The organism is Pseudomonas sp. X10, assembly GCF_054889225.1.
The window spans coordinates 616,626-638,602 of record NZ_CM142677.1 but is presented as its reverse complement, the minus strand read 5'-3'; the positions used below and the strand labels follow the sequence as shown (position 1 = coordinate 638,602).

Below are 21,977 nucleotides of genomic sequence, written 5' to 3'. Positions count from 1 at the left end.
GGCGGCCGAAATCGAGTCGGCCTGGGTCAAGATGCCGTTCAGTGCTGGTCGCTGAGTAACTTGTTCGGAGTTTCCCTAAGCTCGTTGAAGTCATCGCGCTCTGCGATGCTGACTCCAATACTCGCGGCCGCGCGGACGCACGCATCGCTGATGATGTTCTTGCTTTCACCTGGGGCGAGCGCCGCAGCAGCCGCCATCAACTCATCCAAATTACCTTCCTCAACAAGCATTCGGACTCGCGGTAGCCAGACGACCGGACCGTTTTCTGAAACTAGCCGGGCCAGCGCTGTCGGCGTCGCGCCGATCGCACCAAGCCGCGCAAACGCATCGACCAGAAACTGGAACTCATCAGAGCCTACGCTCGTCGAGTACCTAGTGGAGAAACGGCTGAGGCCTCTAAATCGACGAAGTGCCTCTTCACCGCATGCCTTGGCCACAGTCTCATCACCCCGAGCACGCAGAGCCAATCCGAGCGCGGCAAGCCGCAAGATGTCCGTCTCATGCCTGGAGGCCAGGGCCTCTCGTACAACCCCCTCCTCTTCAGTTAGGATCAACGTAAACGAGATCAACCTGGCCATATCGTCGTTCTGCATCTGGTACTGACTACCACCGACCATCCGCGACTTGAGGTGTCCTAATCGATACGCTTCAGAGAACTCGTTGGTCTCCAGCGCTGCGACCAAAGCATCGGACAGCAGCGTATCAAAGAGCGACTCTGGATATCCCTCCTCCAGTCGGAGCATGATCCAATCGCGGGTGAGGCCAGTTATGAGATTCTTTGGGTCGCCTAACCTTGCCTGAACCGTCCAGAGCCAGTTCACACGTAGCGAAGTGGGCGCAGTGCTCTCCAACCAGCCTGCCACCGCAGGCATCAGTTCGTTGACGCGATCAACGTAGTCTGCGGTTCCACGCACGAAAACCGCCAAACTCTCGTGAAAAACCTTTAGGCCAGCCGCTGAAGAGTGAAGCAGATGCTCCACTTTCGCGACGTCCGGCTGCGCCACGCCGACTTTAGAGGCGATCTCTCCGAATGCAGATTTAGGCCAGAAGAATGAAAAGGCACATACGAGCCGTAGCGTGTCCTTGAGACTGGAAGGAAGAGCCTCCCAAAGCGATGCGTAGTAGAACTTTGCATCTCTGCTTAAGTCTCCCTTCAGTTGCTCGACATCCCATTTCGACAAGTTGCAACCTGCATGCTCAAGCTCTGCGGTAGCATAGATGACGTGCAAAGGATGGCCATTGGTCTTCGTGCGAAGCGCGGTCGCAGCCTCCTGCAGTCGCGCATCCGCACCATCCTCGCCCTCGAAGCCAGTCGTAAGCCTTCCTTCCTGATACGCCTTGCGCAAATAGGACAGAACTGCGTTCTCGGACATTGCCGGCAGCGTGCGCCACTCGGCTTTGGGCGCGAAGGCAATCAGGTCCATCGGCAACTGGGCGTCGTCCACAGGCTGGGTGCCAATGAGTAGCACCATGTTGTCTGGGCATGGGATCACCTGAGAGAACACATCGTCCAGCGGCCGCTTGTCCCCAGCATTAATGCGCCAAACGTGGTCCAATCCGTCCAGGACAAAAACGAATGGCTTGGCTAGTTTCTTGTAGTGGGAAGCACACGCTTCGATGAGCGAGCGCAGGTCGCCCGCTGGTGCCTGAACATCGGGATGAAATCGTTTGACCTGCGCCTCGATGGACTGTTCGACAACGTAGCTGTTTACCCGGTCGCGCCCCCGCTCCGTCGTCGAGAGGTAGTAGTGGTGTCGGACGGTGGGGATTTCACGGTCGGCGAGCGTGTCGCACAACGCGCTCAGGTATGTGCTCTTTCCGCGGCCTGGCGGCCCTGTGAGCACGATCGCGCGCCCTGTAGCCCCGACAGCGTCACGGACGAACTCGCGATGAAATGTTTCGTCGGGAACCTCGTAACCCGGGGGGACAACGAAGTCCTCAGGCAAGGGTGCCGGCGGCGTCGACCTCAGGATGGTGCGAACCTGCTCCAGCGTGATCCAACCGTCCGGAGGTGGGAGATTCGTGCGCGTTGCCCAATTCAACGCAATATTCTTGAGGGTAGCAATGCCCTCGAGAGTGCCATGCTTGCGAAGTCGTGCGTCGACCTCTTGCTCCAGCGTGTCGAACCCCTTATCGCTGTGACAAATTTGAAGCTGGCTGAAGAACGTCTGGCAGTCTTGCTCCCCCCCAAGTTCGGCAATTACTTCAGAACGCCTAGGCTCAGGGATCTTGGCGAAGGAGATCTTTCCTCCGTCCAGGCAGGCTTCGATATCGGCGTCCGGTCGGCGATTAGTCGTCAACGAAATCACGCCGGTGCGCGCCGGGTCTAGCGCCTTGAAGGCATCGAACCACTTGCGCAACGTCGATCTTGAACGCGCCGTCTTGCCGGTATTTTCGAGCATCCATTTCCAGCAGAGCAGATGCAAATTTGGGTCTGCGGTGAACTTGACCTGCTGGAGGTCTACCAGGCCGTCTGAGCGCTCAACAACGATGTCATCGAGCCCCGTCGGCGCGACAGACTCATCATCGCACTCAAACTTAACCCTAGTATAGCGACCTGGTGCATCAAGCCAATCACAGAGGATCCTAAGGCCGTGCCGGTTCTGATACATGTAACCTGCGGCAGTGGTCGCGGTTTTCTTTATATTTTCAGACATGGGAGGACTCAACCTCAGAAGCCATGGATACTATTGCTACATAAATTCATTTGGGTCTCGTGGTGTAGTGACAGAGTGATCAAGAAGAGAAAAATCGCTCACATCTGCGTCGTTGAACCAGAACCCGCGGCCTTCAGGCGTGCTGCCGTTTCTCCGACCTGACCCATAGAGCGACGACGTCAAGACAACCTGAACAAACTCAACCATCTTCTGCAGCTTTGCATCGGACTGGCTCACAAATCCTAAGGGCACGTTGTACCGGTCTGCGCTTGGCACTACCCACTGGTACGTCGCCGCGCCGAAGATGCCTGGGATCAATAAAACTTCGAAACACTCCTGCTTGGGTTGGTATGGGCCTAGAAATACGCGACTGAAACCTGCATCGAGCAGATGACGTGCGCGCTTTACCAGGCGATCCCTATGTTCCTCTTGGCGGCAGGGTGCAATAGCAACGACTTCCAGAGTTGTACCTAAACTCTCCTTAAGTGCAGCCTGGATGCCGTTGATAAGATCGCGAACCAGGCTAGTGCGCCCCCATAGATCAGAATCCGGGATTGCCCAGAAGATAGCCGCTGGCCGCTCAATCTTCGTAGCCCGGTTGGATGCAGCGAGGGCCTTTTTCAGGCCATTCAAAAAACGCGACTGGCATTTAGGCATATAGGGGGCACCAAGAAGCGCTTGGCTATTGCCAGCATCGTATATTTCGCCGTTCGCCAGGCCATGCACATCGCGTACATACCGCCCGAAGTCGATCACTGGGTCTTTACGTAGGCCGATGCGCCCGTCGGGTTTAATCAACGCGGTCCTCTCCCCACTGGCCTGCGTCGTCAGCAAATATCGCGAGAGCAGTTCATCGTCGAAGAGTTCGATGAAAGTGCGCAGGTGGTTGGTCCGGGTCGAGAGGGCGGCGATCCGGTCGGATGTTAGGGTCCGCACCTGTGAGCGTAGCGACTCCGGCAGAAGTTCGAGCTGCGTGTCGATCTCAAACGCGACATTGCCCTCGACGTCTACTTCGAAGTGGACGGGAAGGGGGACGCTGAACGGGCGCCCAGCACGGATTTCATCCACTTTGTAACAAGCGTAAGCTCGCTTATTTTCATCTTCCTGTTCGAAGCGTTCTATATCGAGGAAATGCTTGTGAAACGCGGCTTCTGCTCTATCAATTGTCTTGCCTGCCGTGGGGTCGTCCGTGTTCCAATTTAGCTCCAAGGCGTTATCCCAGTAGCTACTCGATAGCGCCTTGGGGAGTGGCGTGTAACTCAATAGCTCGAAGACGGGTCGGCTTTGCCGCTCAGCGATCCTCGTGAATCGCGGCATCCCTTCTGATGAACCCGCGAAGCGCGATTCAGCATAGGAAGTTAGTGAGATGCGTCCATTGGTCTCGCCAACGAGACCTTCTTCTCGCAAGAGTTCAAGCAGATTTCGTACCTCGCTCGCGGAGAGGCCAAAATATTCACGGAGCGCGCCAACCTCCAGAGGACCGCTCAAGTGCAGTAAGCGCACTGCGAAGTCCGTCATAACGGGAACCTGGCGGTCGATTGAGACATGACAGCGCACGTTGAAAAGCTGCGCCGGAATCGCTACTGCGACGGTATTAAAACGCTCACGCATTCGACAGGCTCCGCTTAAGTTCCTTGGCAGGTACAAACGTGGCCAGTTTTTTCTCTGCGAGGCGTTCGACTTCGTCGAGCACGCGTTTCATCGGCGTTTCCACCCGGGAACGCCACATCGCCGAGGAGGAAACGATCACAAGCCGATCCTTTGCTCGAGACATGGCAACGTTGATGCGCTCTGGATCACTTAAAAAACCAATGTTCTCGCTGGTGTCGTTGCGCACAATCGAAAGCACGATGATACGGTTCTCCTTGCCCTGGTAGCTGTCAACAGTACCAACTGAGAAGCAGTGACGAAGTCCGGATGCCCATTCAGCTTGCTCGAGCTTATCCCGGATCATGTCGCGCTGATCGGAGTACATGGCGATGACTCCAATGATGGGCTCATGGTCACCTTCCTGCACTTGGATCGCCTCTAAAAACCCAGCTGAGGTTAGGATTGCTCGAACCACTTCCACTACAGCCAAGGCTTCCTGCTCGTTCACGAGCGCACCTTCATGGGTACCAGCCGGACGGTGGAAGGCCTCTCGGCCCTGATCTTGGGTATCTACCCACACTACCTGCGAATCGAGAAATTTGGGCAGTTTCTCGTACTCTGCTCCTGGAGGTGCACGTCCGACCTCTAGTGCATCCGCGTAGAAACAGTGCGACACGAGTCGGTTGATGTGCTCCGCCATACGGTATTGCACACGTAATGTTCTTCCCACAAACTGGCCGTAATTCGATGAGAATGCACGTTGGAAATTGTTCATCCGTCGGAACTCCTTTCGCTGCATTCCCAATAGGGCAGACGCTTGATCCTCAACGGCGCGGGGATACGACGGCGGCAGTTGTAGGTGATCACCCACCAGTAGCACTCGCTTTCCCGCTTGCATCGCAACAACTAGTTCCATCGGCGATGCCCGTGCGGCCTCGTCGACAATGACCCAGTCGTAAGGAACCTCCGTGATGCCCAGTGCCTGCTTGCCAACACCTACACAGGTGCCTGCCACAATGCTGGAGCTGCGGGCGAGGAAAGCGGTGTAGTTGGAGCGTGGGCTACGTAGCACCTGGGAAAATTCCGTCGATAGACGAGCGATCTGCTCCAACCGAGCGCATTTAGCCGGACTCGGTGAACCGTGCTGTTGAGCCAACGATTCAAGTTTTTGGTCTATTAAGTCACGCAAACCTGCCGCGTCATTTCCGGTCGATGCGTGAATGCCGAACTGACGCTCCGCGACCTCGACGAACACCTGCCTGAGCCGTCGCAAATGCTCCTTAGCAGAAGGGTCCTTACTATCTGCCTCGTCTATCGTGTGTATGAGGCGATCAATGCTTTGGAGCATCGGACCCAGTGTGATGTGAAGCTTCGTTGCGGAGCGCACGTAGCCTTCTGGAAGCCCCATAGCCACGCCCGCGGCTCGCACACGATCCGTGATTTCCGCGTCGAAGCTCTCACGGTAGCGCTGACGTAGCGAATCCTCTTGGACGTTACGGAGTCCGGGCGACACCATTGACTGAAGGCCGACGCGCACCATAGGCACATCCATGCCCGACGCACGCAGCGAACCAGCAACCTTGTCCATGGCATTGTTCACCGCCTCATGTGATTGACTGACCAGCAAAATGTTATGTGCCAGTCCTTGCGACAGCAGCAGGTGAACAAACGACGCAATGAATTTGGTCTTCCCTGTTCCTGGCGGACCCTGGAGCAGTGAAATTGGTCCATAGGATAGAGCGGTCCGCAATGCCTCCTCCTGGGAGGGGTTCAGTTCGTAGTTGCTGAGGTCACCTAGGTCAATCGCGACTTGGCACTTCGGCATTCGCTCGGTGTCCGGATCGAAGTAATCAACAAGCGAAGGAATGAGGCCTCCGCCCGCAAGCACCCGCTTCATCGCTGCAACCCGCCGCTCAGACGCCGCCTTTTCGAAGGTACCGCGGACGTGCAAAATGTCTCCTGCCTTCGGCGAGAAGCGCATCTTTTTGGAGCGCACGCGCATCACGTCGCGGCCGAGGTCGGGTGAGACCCAGCCGACAGTAAACCATCGGTCACTGCCGTCGACTGCGTCCACGCCGCGCTCCATCAATTCGATGCCTTCGCCCTCCGAGAAATCGAGTACACCCGCCTCGCAGTCGAAAGGGATGACCCACTCCTCGCTATCCGAAGAGAATTTCGCACCTTGCCGCACCGTAATCTTCGTGACGTTCATCTCATCGGTGTCGGATAGTGCGGTCCAGAGCGCTGTTGCCGATACTCTTTGCGAGGGCGAGCCCCCAGACTGGCGGGCGTAGGGGTCGGCACTAAGTGCCATGGTCGCTTCATTGCTTTCCAACTCATCCAGCACATTCGCGCGGTAGAGTTCGTAAAGCAAACCAGCGAGTGCAGTGACGTCTGCCTCCTCCGCAAAGGTGACATGAATTTCTCCGTTCAGAGAGAAGGCCTTACTGCGGTGCGCGCTGACGAAATCGATATGGTCGACATCCTTAACTGCGGAGCCAAGCACAGCGTCCTCTTTTGGGTCGTATTTGATGTAGAGCTCTTGCCGCACCCCGACGACGCTAAATCGAACGTGTCCAGTCTCAGTATGCCGGGTAGCGCGCACCGAGTATTCACCATTGTTGGAAACCAGATCCAAAGACGAAGAACCACTACGACCGCGGCGCTTTAAGGTTGCCTTGAACGTCGAGATTGAACGCTGTTTTGGGTAAAGCTCGTCCTGCAGCGTCTCGGCCAGCAAGTCCAGCGGCGGCAGTGTGTCTACCAGCTCAATGGCCCGACTCACGTCGCTTCGCGTGGCCGCGAAATCCTCAGGCAACAGTGTCAGTACAAGCGTGCATACAGCAAACGCGTCACGGTGAAGCGGGGATGCGCACTCCAGAGACGGAGGCACCGTACCAACCGTTACCCCTTCATCTCCATCAGCGCTTAGGTCTGGGATGTCTACCAGCACGACCTGCGGCAGTTGTGCCTCCGTCGTCTGCGATACGATGATGTTATCCGCTTTCACATCGCCGTGGGACAGCCCCAAGACGTGAAGACGCTGCACGGAATTGAGCACTGCATGCGCGACGAGGGCACGGTGCCGCCCGTCTGGGTTGTTTGACAGCCAATCGGTTAGCGTCTGACCTTCTGCCCATCGGGTTACCAGCATCAAACCAAACATGCTCAAGCCGAAATCCAAGATTTCAGGGGCTGCATCGAACCCTGACTGTCGCATAGACCTAGCTTGCTGGAGGAAGGCGAGCAGTCGTAGATTGCGCGCTAGATATTTCGGGTCGTACTTGAGTTGTGGCCAGCACTTCACTAGTACACGCTCACCGCTCTGCTCAGACTCGTAAACCATCTTGGTCGGATTAGTCGAAATAGTATGCTTGATGGGGAGAGTTATTAGACTAGCGTCGGTCTCGTAGCCCTCAAAATCCTCAGCGCAGACGTCTGGTCCAGCATCAACCGACAAACAGTCGTTCAACGCGTCGAGCGCCTCGGAAGCATTGCGGTAGCGCGTTTTAGGGTCTAGGTCCATGGCTTTGGCGTACCACGGCGCCAGAGCAGGGACGACGAGTGTGACTGCATCGTCATAGACCGGTACGTTGTTGAGCCGTTCTAACACATGGCTCTCCAGCATCTCGTAGACCAGAACCCCGAGCAGGAATACGTCGCGAGCGAAGGGATCAATTGAGCGAGCCTGTGCGGCGACGCCTTCATCTTCCGGCAGTTCGATGGACCCGGTTTCTAGCTCGATACGATGAACGCCTACGGTCTGTGCCTGGGGCACCCGCGCGGCGGCAAATGTAGACAGAATCACACGTGACGGTTCGAGCACCCACAACGTACGTTTAGTGATGTCACGATGAGCAATCCCCAGTGCGTGTAGTTTCGAGAAGCGTGCAAGAATACTTTTTGCCAGTAAGCGTCGGTCTTGCTCGCTCTTGTTGCTGTTGCGCTCTAAGTGCTCGGAGAGACGTTCAATACCCGTGGGAAGTCGATACGCTTCGACGAAGTTGGTAGTGATGTCGTCAGCCGTCGCTGAACCGATCGGTTCTAGCAAGTCTTCATGGAGCCCGGGAGCTTGGACACGGAGCGCCTCGTTCAAGCGTAGCTCACGAAGGCCGATTGTCTGACGTTCGATGGTGGACGTTCCGCCAGTGGCAAGCTCTTCGAAATTCCACTTTCGCAGCAGCGCTTTTGAACTTCGGTTCTCTTGGTGCTCGGCGAGGAACTCTGACCAGATATTGCGCGGATGTACGTAGTCCGCCTGATCCTCAGTCTGCTCAAAGCCATGTAGCACGGTGCGACGTCTGAGCACCGACGGGTTGGAATTAGAAAAAATGGTGTTGTACTGCTGACGGTTGGGCAAGGGGTTTACGGAGCGATAGTTCCATTTAGCGGGTATGTCGGGGAAGCGCGTCTCGTAGCGTGCCCTGTCGGAGGCCGTATGCACGAACTCGGGCAGCGTTGTTACGAAGCGCCGCTGTTCGTCCGGAAAGCTAATCAACCGGCATTTAGGATGACAAAGAACTACCAGCGACTCAATGAAAGGCACCTTCAGGGAAGGGATCTTCTCCTGAATAAACTGCTTCAAAGCACGAGCTTTGTTATCTGTTGTATCGACAGGCGAAGGCATGGGAGCCCCGCGATGAAACCACTGACCGGACGAATACGTAATGTCGCCGGACCAGTTTTTCAACTCAACTACCAGAATCCTATTGGTTGACAGTAACAGCAAATCGATATCGAGTGGTTGCTTGGAACCTCGCGTTACTAACCGAAATGCTGCATAGGCCCCCCATTCCCGGGGTAGCTTCGCTTCAAGCTCGCGCAAGGCGGCATGCTCGACCTCAAGAACACCTCTAGGGCTGAGAAAATTGATACGCAAATGTGAGACCTCCCTATCCTGATTTACTCGTCAGCCATCGACCCGTGAAGACTCGCTCAATGCTCGCATTGTGCCACCACGCCCACGAGCTGCGCCATCACACATCGGAAGACATTTAAGTCTGAATCAAAACCAGCCGACCCAACAGAACGCAACAGAAATCTACTTGACAGCGGCTCAAGCAGAAGGAATTTGCGTATAAATCCCGCCTTTTCCGAATTACAAGCCACTCGCTACCTAGCCAGATAGTTCTGAAAAGTAGCAGAATTTAATAACTTACTGATTTATAAACGGTAAATTTTTTATAATGTTAGGTAGGCTTCGGATCGTCTCCCGGAAAGTGGTGTAACTGAACCAAGCGAAGGCTCCCTACGGGCGAAAGAGGATGATCATCGTGGTTTTTAGCTAACGTTGAGTTTGCAGACTTAACCTCCATCGGAGAGATCACGATGACCAAGCCCACTATTGCATTGACTGAGCTGGTTGAGAAAGGCAGACGCAGATCTACTCAAACAAATGATCCTGTTCGTTTCCCAGCGCATGATGGAGTTCGATGTCGAAGGCCTGGGCGGCGCCAGCCTCGATGTCATAAGCGCTGACCGAGTAGGCGATTGGCCTTACCTGTGGATCAATGCCACTTACGTCAAGGCGCGGGAGGCCGGGCGTATCGTCTCGGTCGCAGTAATCATCGCTGTCGCCATGAACACCGATGGTGGAAAGGGAAGTTTTGGGCATGCGCGTTGGCCGTTCAGAACCAGAGCCGTTCTGGACATAGTTCGTGCGAAGCCTTAGGCGAAGTGGCCTGTGAGGTGTTAGCAAGTCATCTCCGGCGCCCACGAAGGCTCAAAGAGGCAATTTCCGAGCTCTCCCATCGGACCTAGTATGCTGCCACGTGCTTTTGATGCGCAATGCCATGGCCGATTTCGGCTAGCGCGCTGTAGTAGCGTCGCTGCTACGCAAGTTCTTCGCTCAAGACAGCCGTACCGAATGCCACCAGCAGTGGCGCCTGGTTGCTGACCAACTGCGCGAAAAGTATCCGAAGATAGCTACGCTTATGGACGGCAATGAGGACGGAGTCCCAGCACACATGGCGTTTCCCTAAGCGCACCGACGGCGGTTGAACAGCACCAATCCACTCGAGCAGATCAACGCGGAGACCAAACGTCGCATCAACGTGGTGGGCACCTCCCTAACACCCCTGCAATCAAACGGCTCGAGGGCGACGCTGCTGAAGCAGAACGACGAATTGTGTCTGCAACGGCGCTATATGCAGTTGGAGGGCCTTGAGGCCGTCAGCGATAATCCATAGGTCAGCTGCGGGCGGTGATCAACTAAACGGCAAACTTATTGGCTATAGCCATAATGAGTTACACCACTTCCTGGTTCACGATCAGGCTTCGAAACTGACCCTACCACACAAAGGCAAAATCCCGACCAATGGCCGGGATTTGCAGGTGCCTCAAGGGCTACGGGATAAATGGTAGCTCAAACAGCCCGACCTGGATAGGTGCTTGCCTTTGCTGGGGCTTTGCCACGACAACAGAAGGATGGTTCAAACCCGTAGCTGCCGGTAGCCACCGGCAGAAACCGCCCAAGCTGTATGAGAACGTTTTAGAGCACGTTCGGCAATCGGCAGCGGAAAGAAAATCGCGCCCCTAATGAAATTTCATGGCGATTGACTAATCAATACGTGGGTAGATCTTACGTAGCAACGCAGGCTGCCAACTGGTGGGGTCATAAGGAAATAGCTATCCGGTAGAATGCAACCAGATGGTCTGGTGCGATGCTGCCTCTCGATTTGAAAAAAGGGTTGCTGCAGGGTCGCTTTTGACAATCACTAACAGCACGTCTTCCGAGCAATACTAAGCCTAGGCCTGACGCCCATTCGCTAGCCCTCTGAGGAGCCCCTCCTGACCTTTGGAAGTGGTGCGGCCAACTGCAGGTTAGTAAGGCCGTGGCAGTATGCGTTGTATTGCCAAATGACGAACTGCTCCAGCAGGCATTCATTTTCATGTCTAAGCCTCGCGTTTTCCTCCCCCAGACGCTTGATGCGCTGAGCCGCCACTGTGAGTGAAGGTGGTACCTTGGCTTTATCATTCAGGACGTTGCCTCTGCCTTTCTTATGCTGGAACGCCTCTTGAATTTTCACATAGGCACTCAGTGTTTGGCGCGTTGGACGCGTGCCAATCAGCGGAAGCAGTGAATCACACAAGGTTTCCCATGTGAGCCGCCCCTGCCAGCCATCCAGCGTGTGAAGGATCTTTTCGATATCTGTCTCAGTCAGGTGTTTTGCCATGGTCTTCTCCTATCGAGTAAGGTGTCTCGCCCCTCACACTTTCCGAAAGCTTGGGTTGCGGACTCTTTGTCGCTAACTCTCGCTTCAGCGGGCTAAACTCCTGATCACACCTCAACCTGACAATGGCTCCCGGCGCGAGGTCATCAGACTGTAGCAGCGCGATTAGTTGATCCGCTCGATCTAAGGTCTGTTTCTGGTGAACTGTCCACCGGTCAGCGCCATAGTAGCCTTCCGCCAGAGCATGTTCCGCTTGAGCAAGCTGTAAGAAAATAGCCTCTCGCTGAAGCTTAAGCCGCGCAAATTTTTCCTCATCGCCTTTAATACACACCTGCTCGGTACAGTTCAAACAGTCTCTGTGCTTCTGACACGGCAGCATCGAGTAATCATGTACACAGAAGCCAAACTCGGTTACATGCGCCATAACATCGCCAGTGGCGCCTAAGTCGGCCAGAGTGACCGGCGAATTGGTGTTGATTTTCTCTAACGGACCAGCCAATGACTTGAGCGCCAAAAAGCTGCCAATTTTCTCTTGATACTCGTCGTCGGTCATATGGTTGTAGGTATTGTTCTGAGACACTTTAGCGCGCCCTGACCAGCGAGCGATATCAAACTGTCCAAGGTCGCCGCGCTGCGCCGCGGTATTCAAAAAATGGCGCACTTGATGGGTCGTCAAACTCACCCGGCTACCGTCCGGGTTTTTATACCCGTTCCGATCCCACACTGTCTGCATCTCTCGAATGCCACTGGTAATGGACAGCGCACTGCTGATACTGCTACTGCCCGGTCCCCAGACAATGATCGGAGACACACCGCGTTGATGATGCAGCTCATTGACTCTCATGCAGAAAAGACTATCAGACCATTTCAATTGCCGCTTTTGGTTCTTCCATGGGAAACCCTTAGGCAATCGCGAGTGTGCATATTTATTGAGCACCGCGAGCGTAACTTCGTCCAGACTTATACTGTTCCCCTCAAGAAATGCCCTGATGGGACTGCCTGGGTTTTTAAGAACTTTCCGAGCTCGACCGGCAGACCCAGCATATTCAATCCCTAGTGCATCACAGATCTGCACTGGGGTCAGTAGATCGTCTTCATCCACCAATGGACAAGCTGCGTGCCGATAAAATTTGTCCATATTATCTTCATACCACTTGGCAGCACGCCGGCCCTCATCCGTCAACTCTTTGATGCGACCAACCGCTTTTACGGCAACATCCTTGAACGCCGTGGAAACCCACTTAATAGTAGGACCAAAGCCCTTGGCTGAAAAAAAGCGCAGACCCAATTTTTCTGATCCGTTATGATCCGTTTCATAATGCAAACAATCCAATGGCAGATCGTGAACTTCCGAAATGCGTGAGGGCGCGCACATCAACAGCGCGAAAAGCGACACCACATATTTATCGGCGGAACTCTGCGGGTTGTTCGAAAACATTTCTGCCATGTAGTTCAGTACATGCTCAGGCGGCATTTTTTCTTGACTTGCTTTTTTCCCCGCACGATCCAGCCTTCCCATTTTGCTGGAGACCGGGATGGCACACCGCCAATAAAACGCTTTCTCCACCAGCTTATGCTCAAGCAAAAATCCTACGAGCCGGTTCAGCTCCGAACTCGCTTGATAAGCGGTAGACGGGTAATACTCACGCGCCACTGCCGCGGCTTGATCCAAAACAATAGGGTCCACTAGAGAAATATCAGCGACTTTCTTAACCTTCAACAACGCCGGTTCGATACAGCGAATGGCCATAATCCTTCGTGCAGTGGCACGCACGCATGGATTATGTGCTTTCTGATAAGCCACATAGGCCTTAGCAAAAGGAATGATATCCTGATCCAGCAGGTTTTCGGCCTCAACCTTCCGGGCATTAACGCCGGCCTTTGTGAAGCCCACCTCCCCCCTCCAGAAATTACTGTCCCACTCAATCTCCGGAGCCAATACGTCTAAGTCTTTGCGGCACCGAGCAATAAACGCCTGGACATTCGCTTGCGCCCCAACACTTTCGTTTGGCGTGAACTTGAATATCTCAGCCATCATAGGTTGCCCTCTTAGCCTGCGCGCACCGCTGGACTACTTCTGTGACCGCTAGTATCAGCCGGGCATTGACCGAAGCAATTTTGACGTCCTTTGTTACCTCCCATACGCGGTCACTGCCGGCGAGGAGCTCATCCAAGACTTCTTCATGAGGCCCATCCACCCACGGTTGGAAGTGTATGCAGGTATAGCAGGCAATCGGGGCTAATGCCCCACAAAAGCCATAGTTCCCGCATGTGCCAACATTCACGCGCCCATTTGAAATACGGCTGCTAGCGTCGCCCCCTCGAACAGCCTCCTTTTCCGTTGTCACCAGAACCCCTTGAAAGGCTTGAGCCAATGGCGCCAGTTGCTGCGCAACCGCTTTGTCAATTCGCGCCACAATATCCGAAAGGCTTTTTATATAGTAGCCGGCACTGCGGATATTTGAATGATCAAGTACTTCAGCCACAATTGAAACACCGTAACCTTGGCGGGCCACATTGGTCCCGAGTGTAGATCTGAAGCGCCGCGGAGATAGGCTTAATGGTTCACCTGTTCTTTCCGAAAGTACGCAATGGATTTCCGAAAACCTGGCTAATGCGGTCCCACATACGTTCGCAGAGGCATGGAGGTAGTCAAACTGCAAGAGTCTCAGTAGCGCTTTCTCACTTATCCCTTGTGACAGATCACCAAAATCGGCAAATAATGGAACCTCCTTGATCACGGAATCTGAAAGAGAAAAACCAACAATGTCTTGCAGCCGTTTTACCGTTTCTACAGCCTGTAATTTTAGAATTAACCACAAATCTTCATCGATTGCACATGTGTTAAAAGTCGAACGCCACGGGGCATGCCGCTGCTTTGCCCGTGGGAAATTGATCGAGTAGGCAGCGATGCCATTTTTTTCGGCTAACAGTAGATCCTTAATTTTTAGAGCGACCATCTGTACCGGCCGTCTACCCGTATGCACTAGCGTCAGGATTAATGAAAACTCCTCTAGCGGTAGCCGACTTTTCGAATAACAGGCAATCACGCCATCGAGTACGCCTTGCATTTCGATGTCAGTCAATGGCCCCTTCAGGCTATCCATCTGTAACACCGCGCGCCCCACCTCATTACCTTTTAAAACCCAGGCATTTAGCGTTTTAAAAAACTCTTCACTTATTCCTGGATGGCCTTGCTCATACCAGGTAATAAAAAAACCTTTCAGCCCGCCCAGATAATGCTCCTTTGAAGCATCCAAGCTTGCCCTATAAGCCAGTAGAGAACTAGTATCTAGCTTACCCCTTGTGAATTCGAAAAAACGCTTTGCTCGATCAGATATATTGCGAGCATGTGCTGCCGAACTATAAATAGAGTAAAATCTCAACGTAGCTAAAAATGAATTCTTAATATCTATCGCTAAATTGTCTACCCACCCCAAGCAAACGGTGGTATTTTTATTAAGTCGCCAAGTACGGCCACACGCATTAAACTCCCACCCATCGCGAGACCGGAATACTTGCTGAGCATCTATTCCTGAATGACTATTGATCACCGGACTAATCCCTTCTAATTTTAAGCGCCCCCTGATACTCCAATGCCGCCTTGGCGGCCTTCTCTTTGATATGACGCTTATTGTACGTATTGACCGTATCGGAAGTTTCTGACCACCCCATCAAATAGGCACGTATTTTTTGCTCCTGTTCAGGCGTCACGCTTGCCGCCTCATCAATGATTTTCGAAAACGTATAGTTCCAAGTATGCCTAAATGCATGCGCATGAATTACTTCGAAACCGTTTGCGACCCCTTGAATAGTAGCCATAATCTTGCCAAAACTGCTATTCGATAACGGATTACCCTGGCTCGGGCCCGCCTTGTGCGCAACAAACAAATAAGGGTGTTTTCTAGCCTGGCGAAAGTTGGCTCTGCAATGGAGAATATAGTCACTCAGCGTCTTTTGTAGTGCGTCATTTATTGGAATGTTACGCTGTGCGGTCTTGACCAACGGTTGATGTCGGCGGCTGTCCAGCGGACTGTCCGCGCGTCTAACGACCTTGATCACAGCCTTACTGAAATCCACGTCCTCTACCCGCAAATTAAGTAGTTCGCCGCGCCTGATACCCAAGTAGCGAAGCAGCGTTATGATTAAATGATTGCGTTGTTGAACACCCTTATCGGAAAAGGGATTCTGCGGGTGCTCTGGCAAGAGACACTCCAGCACCTGATCTACTATATCGAGGTCCAGCCCCTTCTCATCCCGATCGACTGCTGTGATGTTTCTTACTTTAGGCCGGCAGGCGTTTAGACGTTCAACCATCGCACTCACCTGACTCTGCGCCGCACTGCTAACACGCCCAACACGTAATGTTTCAGCCAGAAAGCCCAGGTATTTTGAAATAGTGCTGATCCGCGTAAATTGGGTCTGCGCACTGACGTTACACGTATTACGAGCGACGGTCCTACCGGCGTTAAGCTTCAGGGTGAGCACCTTCGCAGTTTGTTGCCGGCGCTCTTTTCTTAACAGTCGCGCACTAAACGCGACCAAAGAAGTAATTTCCTCGCGCTGGAGTAACCGCCCTGTCGAAAACAACGCTTCGAGATCAATACCTTGGAATGCTTGCCAGGCATACAGTACTTTGACTGCTTCAAGCGCCGCTTGAACTGTAGAAACGGAGAAACCGCCAGCACGGACATGGGTCGTGATAAAGAGTGAGGGGTAATACAGAGGAATGCCCGTCTGAGCACTGACCAGCAATTTGTGCCGCTCGCCATGGCGGAATTGGATGTGTTTTATCACCAATGAGGTCATCAGGATTACCACCCATGAAAACTTTACATTTCTCAAGGTAGTACACAATCTTGAAAACCGGGAAACCACAACGCGAAACTTGACAGCGCAAACTATAAAAAAAGCCCCTAAACAGGGGCTTTCAGGCAGAAACTTTACATCATAGTCTCAGGTGTTCGCTAGAACGGAATATCGTCATCAAAGCTATCGAAGTCAGCCGCTGGCTGTGGAGCCGGCTGCTGCGGGGCAGGACGCTGTGGCGCCTGCTGTGGACGCGGAGCCTGTTGGCGTGGCGCCTGGTTGTACTGCTGTTGGCCACCCTGGTTGTACTGGTCACCACCGCCTTGCTGGTTCTGCGGACGGCCGCCGAGCAGCTGCATGGTACCCTGCATGTCGACGATGATCTCGGTGGTGTAGCGCTTGATGCCGTCCTTTTCCCACTCGCGGGTCTGCAGCTTGCCCTCGATGTAGACCTGCGAACCTTTACGCAGGTATTCACCAGCGATCTCGGCGACCTTGCCGAACATGGCCACACGGTGCCATTCGGTACGCTCGACCTTCTGGCCAGTCTGCTTGTCGGTCCACTGCTCGCTGGTTGCCAGGCTCAGGTTGGTCACGGCGTTACCGTTGGGCAGGTAGCGGACTTCGGGATCCTGACCGCAGGTACCGACCAGAATGACTTTGTTAACCCCACGGGCCATAACGTTCTCCTAGGCTTCGCACGCCGCAGAGGTCGGATTCACCAAACGCTCCAGGGTCGCACGGTCCAAAATTTTCGTATCCAGTTTGATGTAGATGGCGGCTTCATCGGCCACCACCACGGCGTCGGTCACACCCGGCACAGCCATGAGGCGTTCGGTCAGTCCGGACTCCCGAACCGCTTCCGGTGACAGCGGCATGCGCAGGCTGGTCACGTAGGGCGGCTCGCGCATGCTCAGCGCAACGACCAGCCACAACGCACACAACCCTGCACACCCCAGGAACACCGTGCCCAGGCCACCGTGCTGGAACAACCAGCCGCCGATGATTCCTCCCAGCGCGGCGCCGAGGAACTGGCTGGTGGAATACACCCCCATTGCCGTCCCCTTGCCGCCGGCGGGCGACACCTTGCTGACCAGCGAAGGCAAGGATGCCTCCAGCAGGTTGAAGGCAGTAAAGAATATCACGGTGCCGATCACCAGTCCGCGCAAGTTGTCAGCCCATTGCCAGAAGAACACCTCGGTGAGCATCAACACACTGACCGCGCCAAGCAGGACGCGTTTCATCTTGCGCTTTTTTTCGCCGTAGATGATAAACGGAACCATTGCAAAGAATGAGATGAGCAAAGCGGTCAGGTAGACCCACCAGTGTTCTTCCTTCGGCAGCCCGCCGCGCTCGACGAAGGCCAGCGGCAGGGCAACGAAACTGGCCATGAGGATGGCGTGCAGAACGAAGATGCCAGTGTCCAGGCGCAGCAGATCCGGGTGACGCAGGGTCGGGCCGAGCGCCTGACGTGCCACGCCAGACTCGCGGTGCAACAGGGTACTGTGGCCGCTGGGCACGACAAAGGCGATCAGGGCGATGCCGACCAAGGCCAGGCCCGCGGTGGCGAGGAACAGACCGGATAACCCGAAGGCACGGGTCAGCAGAGGACCGACCACCATGGCGACAGCGAACGACAAGCCAATGCTCATGCCGATCATGGCCATGGCCTTGGTCCGGTGTTGCTCGCGGGTCAGGTCCGACAGCAAGGCCATGACCGCCGCCGAGATAGCCCCGGCACCTTGCAAGATGCGTCCGGCGATCACTCCCCAGATTGAGTCGGCCTGGGCCGCCAACACACTGCCGAGGGCGAAGATCACCAAGCCCAGGTAGATCACCGGACGACGCCCGATGCGGTCGGAAATCACACCGAACGGAATCTGCAGCACGGCCTGGGTCAGGCCATAGGCACCAATGGCCAGGCCGATCAGCGCGGGGGTCGCGCCTGCCAGGTCCATGCCATAGGTGGCCAGCACCGGCAGGACCATGAACATGCCCAGCATACGAAAAGCAAAGACCAGGGCCAGGCCGCCTGCGGCGCGGGTTTCGCTGCCACTCATGCGTTCGTTGTGGGTATCGTGCATGGATTAACCTCGTGTGAACCGGCGGGGATTCTATCAGTCCCATCGCTTAACGGCATATACGCGACGCTTTGCCGCGTAATGGCAGCGCGCCGTATACTTCCTTGTTTATGCCCGCCAAGCGAGGCCGCAGTGGACAAGATCCTGATTCGTGGGGCGCGCACCCACAACCTGAAGAACATCGACCTGACCCTGCCGCGGGACAAGTTGATCGTGATCACCGGCCTTTCCGGTTCCGGCAAGTCGTCCCTGGCGTTCGACACCCTGTATGCCGAGGGCCAGCGCCGTTATGTGGAATCCCTGTCGGCCTATGCCCGGCAGTTCCTGTCGATGATGGAAAAACCCGACGTCGACACGATCGAAGGCCTGTCACCGGCCATTTCCATCGAGCAGAAGTCGACCTCGCACAACCCACGCTCGACGGTCGGCACCATCACTGAGATCTACGACTACCTGCGTCTTCTCTACGCCCGGGTCGGAACCCCACGCTGCCCGGACCACGACATCCCATTGGAGGCACAGACCGTCAGCCAGATGGTCGACCTGGTGCTGGCCCAGCCCGAGGGCAGCAAGCTGATGCTGCTGGCGCCCGTGGTGCGCGAACGCAAGGGTGAGCACCTGGCGGTGTTCGAGGAACTGCGCGCCCAAGGCTTCGTCCGCGCTCGGATCAACGGCAAGCTGTTCGAACTGGACGAGCTGCCCAAGCTGGACAAGCAAAAGAAGCACAGCATCGATGTAGTGGTAGACCGCTTCAAGGTTCGTGCTGACCTGCAGCAACGCCTGGCAGAGTCCTTCGAAACCGCCTTGAAGCTGGCCGACGGCATCGCCTTGGTGGCACCGATGGACGATGAGCCCGACGAAGAGGTGATCTTCTCCGCCCGCTTCGCCTGCCCGGTCTGCGGTCATGCCATCAGCGAGCTGGAGCCGAAGCTGTTCTCCTTCAACAACCCCGCTGGCGCCTGCCCAACCTGTGACGGCCTCGGGGTCAAGCAGTTCTTCGACACCAAGCGCCTGGTCAACAGCGAGCTGACCCTAGCAGAAGGAGCGATCCGCGGCTGGGACAGACGTAACGTCTATTACTTCCAGATGCTCGGCTCACTGGCTGCGCACTACGGCTTCAGCCTCGAAATACCGTTCGGAGAGCTGTCAGCTGAGCAGCAGAAGGTCATCCTGCACGGCAGCGGCAAGCAGAGCGTCGATTTCAAATACCTCAACGACCGTGGCGACATCGTCAAGCGCTCGCACCCGTTCGAGGGCATCGTGCCGAACCTGGAGCGGCGCTACCGCGAGACCGAGTCGGCCACCGTGCGCGAGGAACTGGCCAAGTTCCTCGGCACCCAGCCTTGCCCGGACTGCCGTGGCACCCGCCTGCGTCGCGAAGCGCGCCACGTGTGGGTGGGCGAGAAGACCTTGCCGGCCGTCACCAACTTGCCGATCGGCGATGCCAGCAATTACTTCAGCGGCCTGACCCTGACCGGGCGCCGCGGCGAGATCGCCGCCAAGATCCTCAAGGAGATCTGCGAACGCCTGCAGTTCCTGGTCAACGTCGGCCTCGACTACCTGACCCTGGATCGCAGCGCTGACACCCTCTCCGGCGGCGAGGCCCAGCGCATCCGCCTGGCCAGCCAGATCGGCGCAGGCCTGGTCGGGGTGATGTACATCCTTGACGAGCCCTCCATCGGCCTGCACCAACGCGACAACGACCGTTTGCTGGCCACCCTCAACCACCTGCGCGACCTGGGCAACACGGTGATTGTCGTCGAGCACGACGAGGACGCCATCCGCCTGGCCGACTACGTGGTGGATATCGGCCCCGGCGCTGGCGTACATGGCGGCCAGATCGTTGCAGAAGGGACGCCGCAGGAGGTCATGGCGCACCCCGACTCGCTGACCGGAAAGTACCTGTCCGGACGCAAGAAGATCGTCGTGCCGGCCAAACGCACCCCACGCAACAAGAAGCTGTCGCTCAAGCTCAAGGGCGCCCGCGGCAACAACCTGCAGAATGTCGACCTGGAGCTGCCGATCGGCCTGCTGACCTGCGTCACCGGTGTCTCGGGGTCGGGCAAATCGACCCTGATCAACAACACCCTGTTCCCGCTGGCCGCAACCGCCCTCAACGGCGCCACCAGCCTGGAGGCGGCGCCGCACGGCAGCATCGATGGCCTGCAGCACTTGGACAAGGTGGTCGATATCGACCAGAGCCCGATCGGCCGCACGCCACGCTCCAACCCTGCGACCTACACCGGCATCTTCACGCCGATCCGCGAGCTGTTCGCCGGCGTGCCGGAGTCACGCTCGCGCGGCTACGGCCCAGGGCGCTTCTCGTTCAACGTCAAGGGCGGCCGCTGCGAGGCCTGTCAGGGCGATGGCCTAATCAAGGTGGAGATGCACTTCCTGCCGGACATCTATGTCCCGTGCGACGTGTGCAAGAGCAAGCGCTACAACCGCGAAACCCTGGAGATCAAGTACAAGGGCAAGAACATCCACGAGGTCCTGGAGATGACCATCGAGGACGCCCGCAACTTCTTCGACGCGGTGCCGGCACTGGCGCGCAAGCTGCAGACGCTGATGGATGTGGGACTGTCCTATATCAAACTGGGCCAGTCGGCGACCACTCTGTCCGGTGGTGAGGCACAGCGGGTCAAGTTGTCCCGCGAGCTGTCCAAACGGGATACCGGCAAGACCCTGTACATCCTCGACGAGCCGACTACCGGCCTGCACTTCGCGGATATCCAGCAGTTGCTCGACGTATTGCACCGCCTGCGCGACCACGGCAATACCGTGGTGGTGATCGAGCACAACCTGGATGTGATCAAGACCGCGGACTGGTTGGTCGACCTGGGGCCGGAAGGGGGATCCAAAGGCGGCCAGATCATCGCCTGCGGCACGCCGGAAGAACTGGTCAAGATGAAACAGTCCCACACCGGCCACTACCTCATGCCCCTGCTGGAGCGGGACCGGGCCTGAAGGGAATGAAAAAGCCCCTGCCCCTGTGGCAGCGGGCTTGCCTGCGATAGCCCCTGATTAGACAACAGCGTCGTCCAATCCAGCGCCATCGCAGGCAAGCCCGCCCCACAAGAACAGGGGCTCCGGGATTCCGTTACATCTGCGACTGCAGGTAGTTCTCCAGGCCCAACGATTTGATCAGCCCCTGCTGCTTTTCAAGCCAGTAGGTGTGGTCTTCCTCGGTATCGGCCAGTTGTACGCGCAGGATGTCGCGGCTGATGTAGTCCTTGTGCAGCTCGCACAGTTCAATGCCCTTGCACAATGCGGCGCGCACCTTGTATTCCAGACGCAGGTCAGCGGCGATCATGTCCGGCACAGTGGTACCGATGTCTAAGTCGTCAGGACGCATGCGTGGCGTGCCTTCGAGCATTAGGATACGGCGCATCAGGGCATCGGCGTGCTGAGTCTCTTCCTCCATCTCATGGTTGATACGTTCATAGAGCTTGGACAAGCCCCAGTCTTCGTACATCCGCGAATGGATGAAATATTGGTCGCGCGCCGCCAGTTCGCCCGTCAGCAACGTGTTGAGGTAGTCGATTACGTCCGGGTGACCTTGCATCGCCCTGCTTCTCCCTGTGTGAAAGCCATAGTGTGAACCAGGATTACTGGGAGGTCACTGAAAACTGCGCAAAAACCCTGAAAAAAGTCGGCAAACGGTAGTG

At 55.9% G+C, this 21,977-nt stretch carries 11 protein-coding genes and 1 pseudogene; 2 read left to right on the top strand and 10 right to left on the bottom strand.

What is annotated here, in order from left to right:
• Window positions 1-38 precede the first annotated feature (38 nt).
• The 3 genes from ACYU03_RS02970 to ACYU03_RS02960 are packed head-to-tail and all read right to left on the bottom strand — an operon-like array spanning window position 39 to window position 9,126.
• Complete coding sequence (locus tag ACYU03_RS02970; RefSeq protein ID WP_461888030.1) at window positions 39-2,657, bottom strand: ATP-binding protein; 2,619 nt, start codon at window positions 2,655-2,657, stop codon at window positions 39-41.
• Window positions 2,658-2,693: 36 nt separating this feature from the next.
• Entirely contained in the window at window positions 2,694-4,268 is a 1,575-nt protein-coding gene (locus tag ACYU03_RS02965; RefSeq protein ID WP_461888029.1) for a hypothetical protein, read from the bottom strand.
• On the bottom strand, window positions 4,261-9,126 hold the full coding sequence (locus tag ACYU03_RS02960) for an AAA domain-containing protein (protein ID WP_461888028.1): 4,866 nt from the start codon (window positions 9,124-9,126) through the stop codon (window positions 4,261-4,263). The genes ACYU03_RS02965 and ACYU03_RS02960 overlap by 8 nt, the downstream gene beginning before the upstream one ends.
• A gap of 449 nt (window positions 9,127-9,575) precedes the next feature.
• Here ACYU03_RS02960 and ACYU03_RS02955 point away from each other — a divergent pair.
• Window positions 9,576-10,435, top strand: a pseudogene (locus ACYU03_RS02955) (transposase).
• A 579-nt stretch (window positions 10,436-11,014) separates the two neighbouring features.
• On the opposite strand, the gene ACYU03_RS02950 reads toward ACYU03_RS02955, so the two are convergent.
• From ACYU03_RS02950 to ACYU03_RS02925, 6 genes are all read right to left on the bottom strand, one after another.
• Window positions 11,015-11,422: a hypothetical protein gene (locus ACYU03_RS02950; protein ID WP_461888027.1), complete on the bottom strand. Its 408-nt coding sequence runs from the start codon at window positions 11,420-11,422 to the stop codon at window positions 11,015-11,017.
• Window positions 11,403-13,457 (bottom strand): integrase, encoded by a 2,055-nt coding sequence (locus ACYU03_RS02945; protein ID WP_461888026.1) that lies wholly within the window; start codon window positions 13,455-13,457, stop codon window positions 11,403-11,405. Before ACYU03_RS02945 ends, ACYU03_RS02950 begins: the two co-directional genes overlap by 20 nt.
• A complete protein-coding gene (locus ACYU03_RS02940; RefSeq protein ID WP_461888025.1) occupies window positions 13,447-14,973 on the bottom strand; it encodes a site-specific integrase in 1,527 nt (508 codons plus the stop codon). The genes ACYU03_RS02945 and ACYU03_RS02940 overlap by 11 nt, the downstream gene beginning before the upstream one ends.
• Window positions 14,974-14,977: 4 nt before the next feature.
• Entirely contained in the window at window positions 14,978-16,228 is a 1,251-nt protein-coding gene (locus tag ACYU03_RS02935; protein ID WP_461888024.1) for a tyrosine-type recombinase/integrase, read from the bottom strand.
• A gap of 158 nt (window positions 16,229-16,386) precedes the next feature.
• Window positions 16,387-16,908: a single-stranded DNA-binding protein gene (locus ACYU03_RS02930; protein WP_461888023.1), complete on the bottom strand. Its 522-nt coding sequence runs from the start codon at window positions 16,906-16,908 to the stop codon at window positions 16,387-16,389.
• A gap of 9 nt (window positions 16,909-16,917) precedes the next feature.
• Window positions 16,918-18,312 (bottom strand): MFS transporter, encoded by a 1,395-nt coding sequence (locus ACYU03_RS02925; RefSeq protein WP_461888022.1) that lies wholly within the window; start codon window positions 18,310-18,312, stop codon window positions 16,918-16,920.
• A 129-nt stretch (window positions 18,313-18,441) separates the two neighbouring features.
• On the opposite strand from ACYU03_RS02925, the gene uvrA reads away from it, so the two are divergent.
• Window positions 18,442-21,276: an excinuclease ABC subunit UvrA gene (gene uvrA, locus ACYU03_RS02920; protein ID WP_461888021.1), complete on the top strand. Its 2,835-nt coding sequence runs from the start codon at window positions 18,442-18,444 to the stop codon at window positions 21,274-21,276.
• A gap of 133 nt (window positions 21,277-21,409) precedes the next feature.
• Here the strand turns inward: uvrA and bfr are convergent, their stop codons facing one another.
• The gene (bfr, locus tag ACYU03_RS02915) at window positions 21,410-21,874 is read right to left on the bottom strand and encodes a bacterioferritin (RefSeq protein WP_461888020.1); all 465 of its coding nucleotides are present in this window, start codon (window positions 21,872-21,874) and stop codon (window positions 21,410-21,412) included.
• Between the last annotated feature and the right edge of the window lie 103 nt (window positions 21,875-21,977).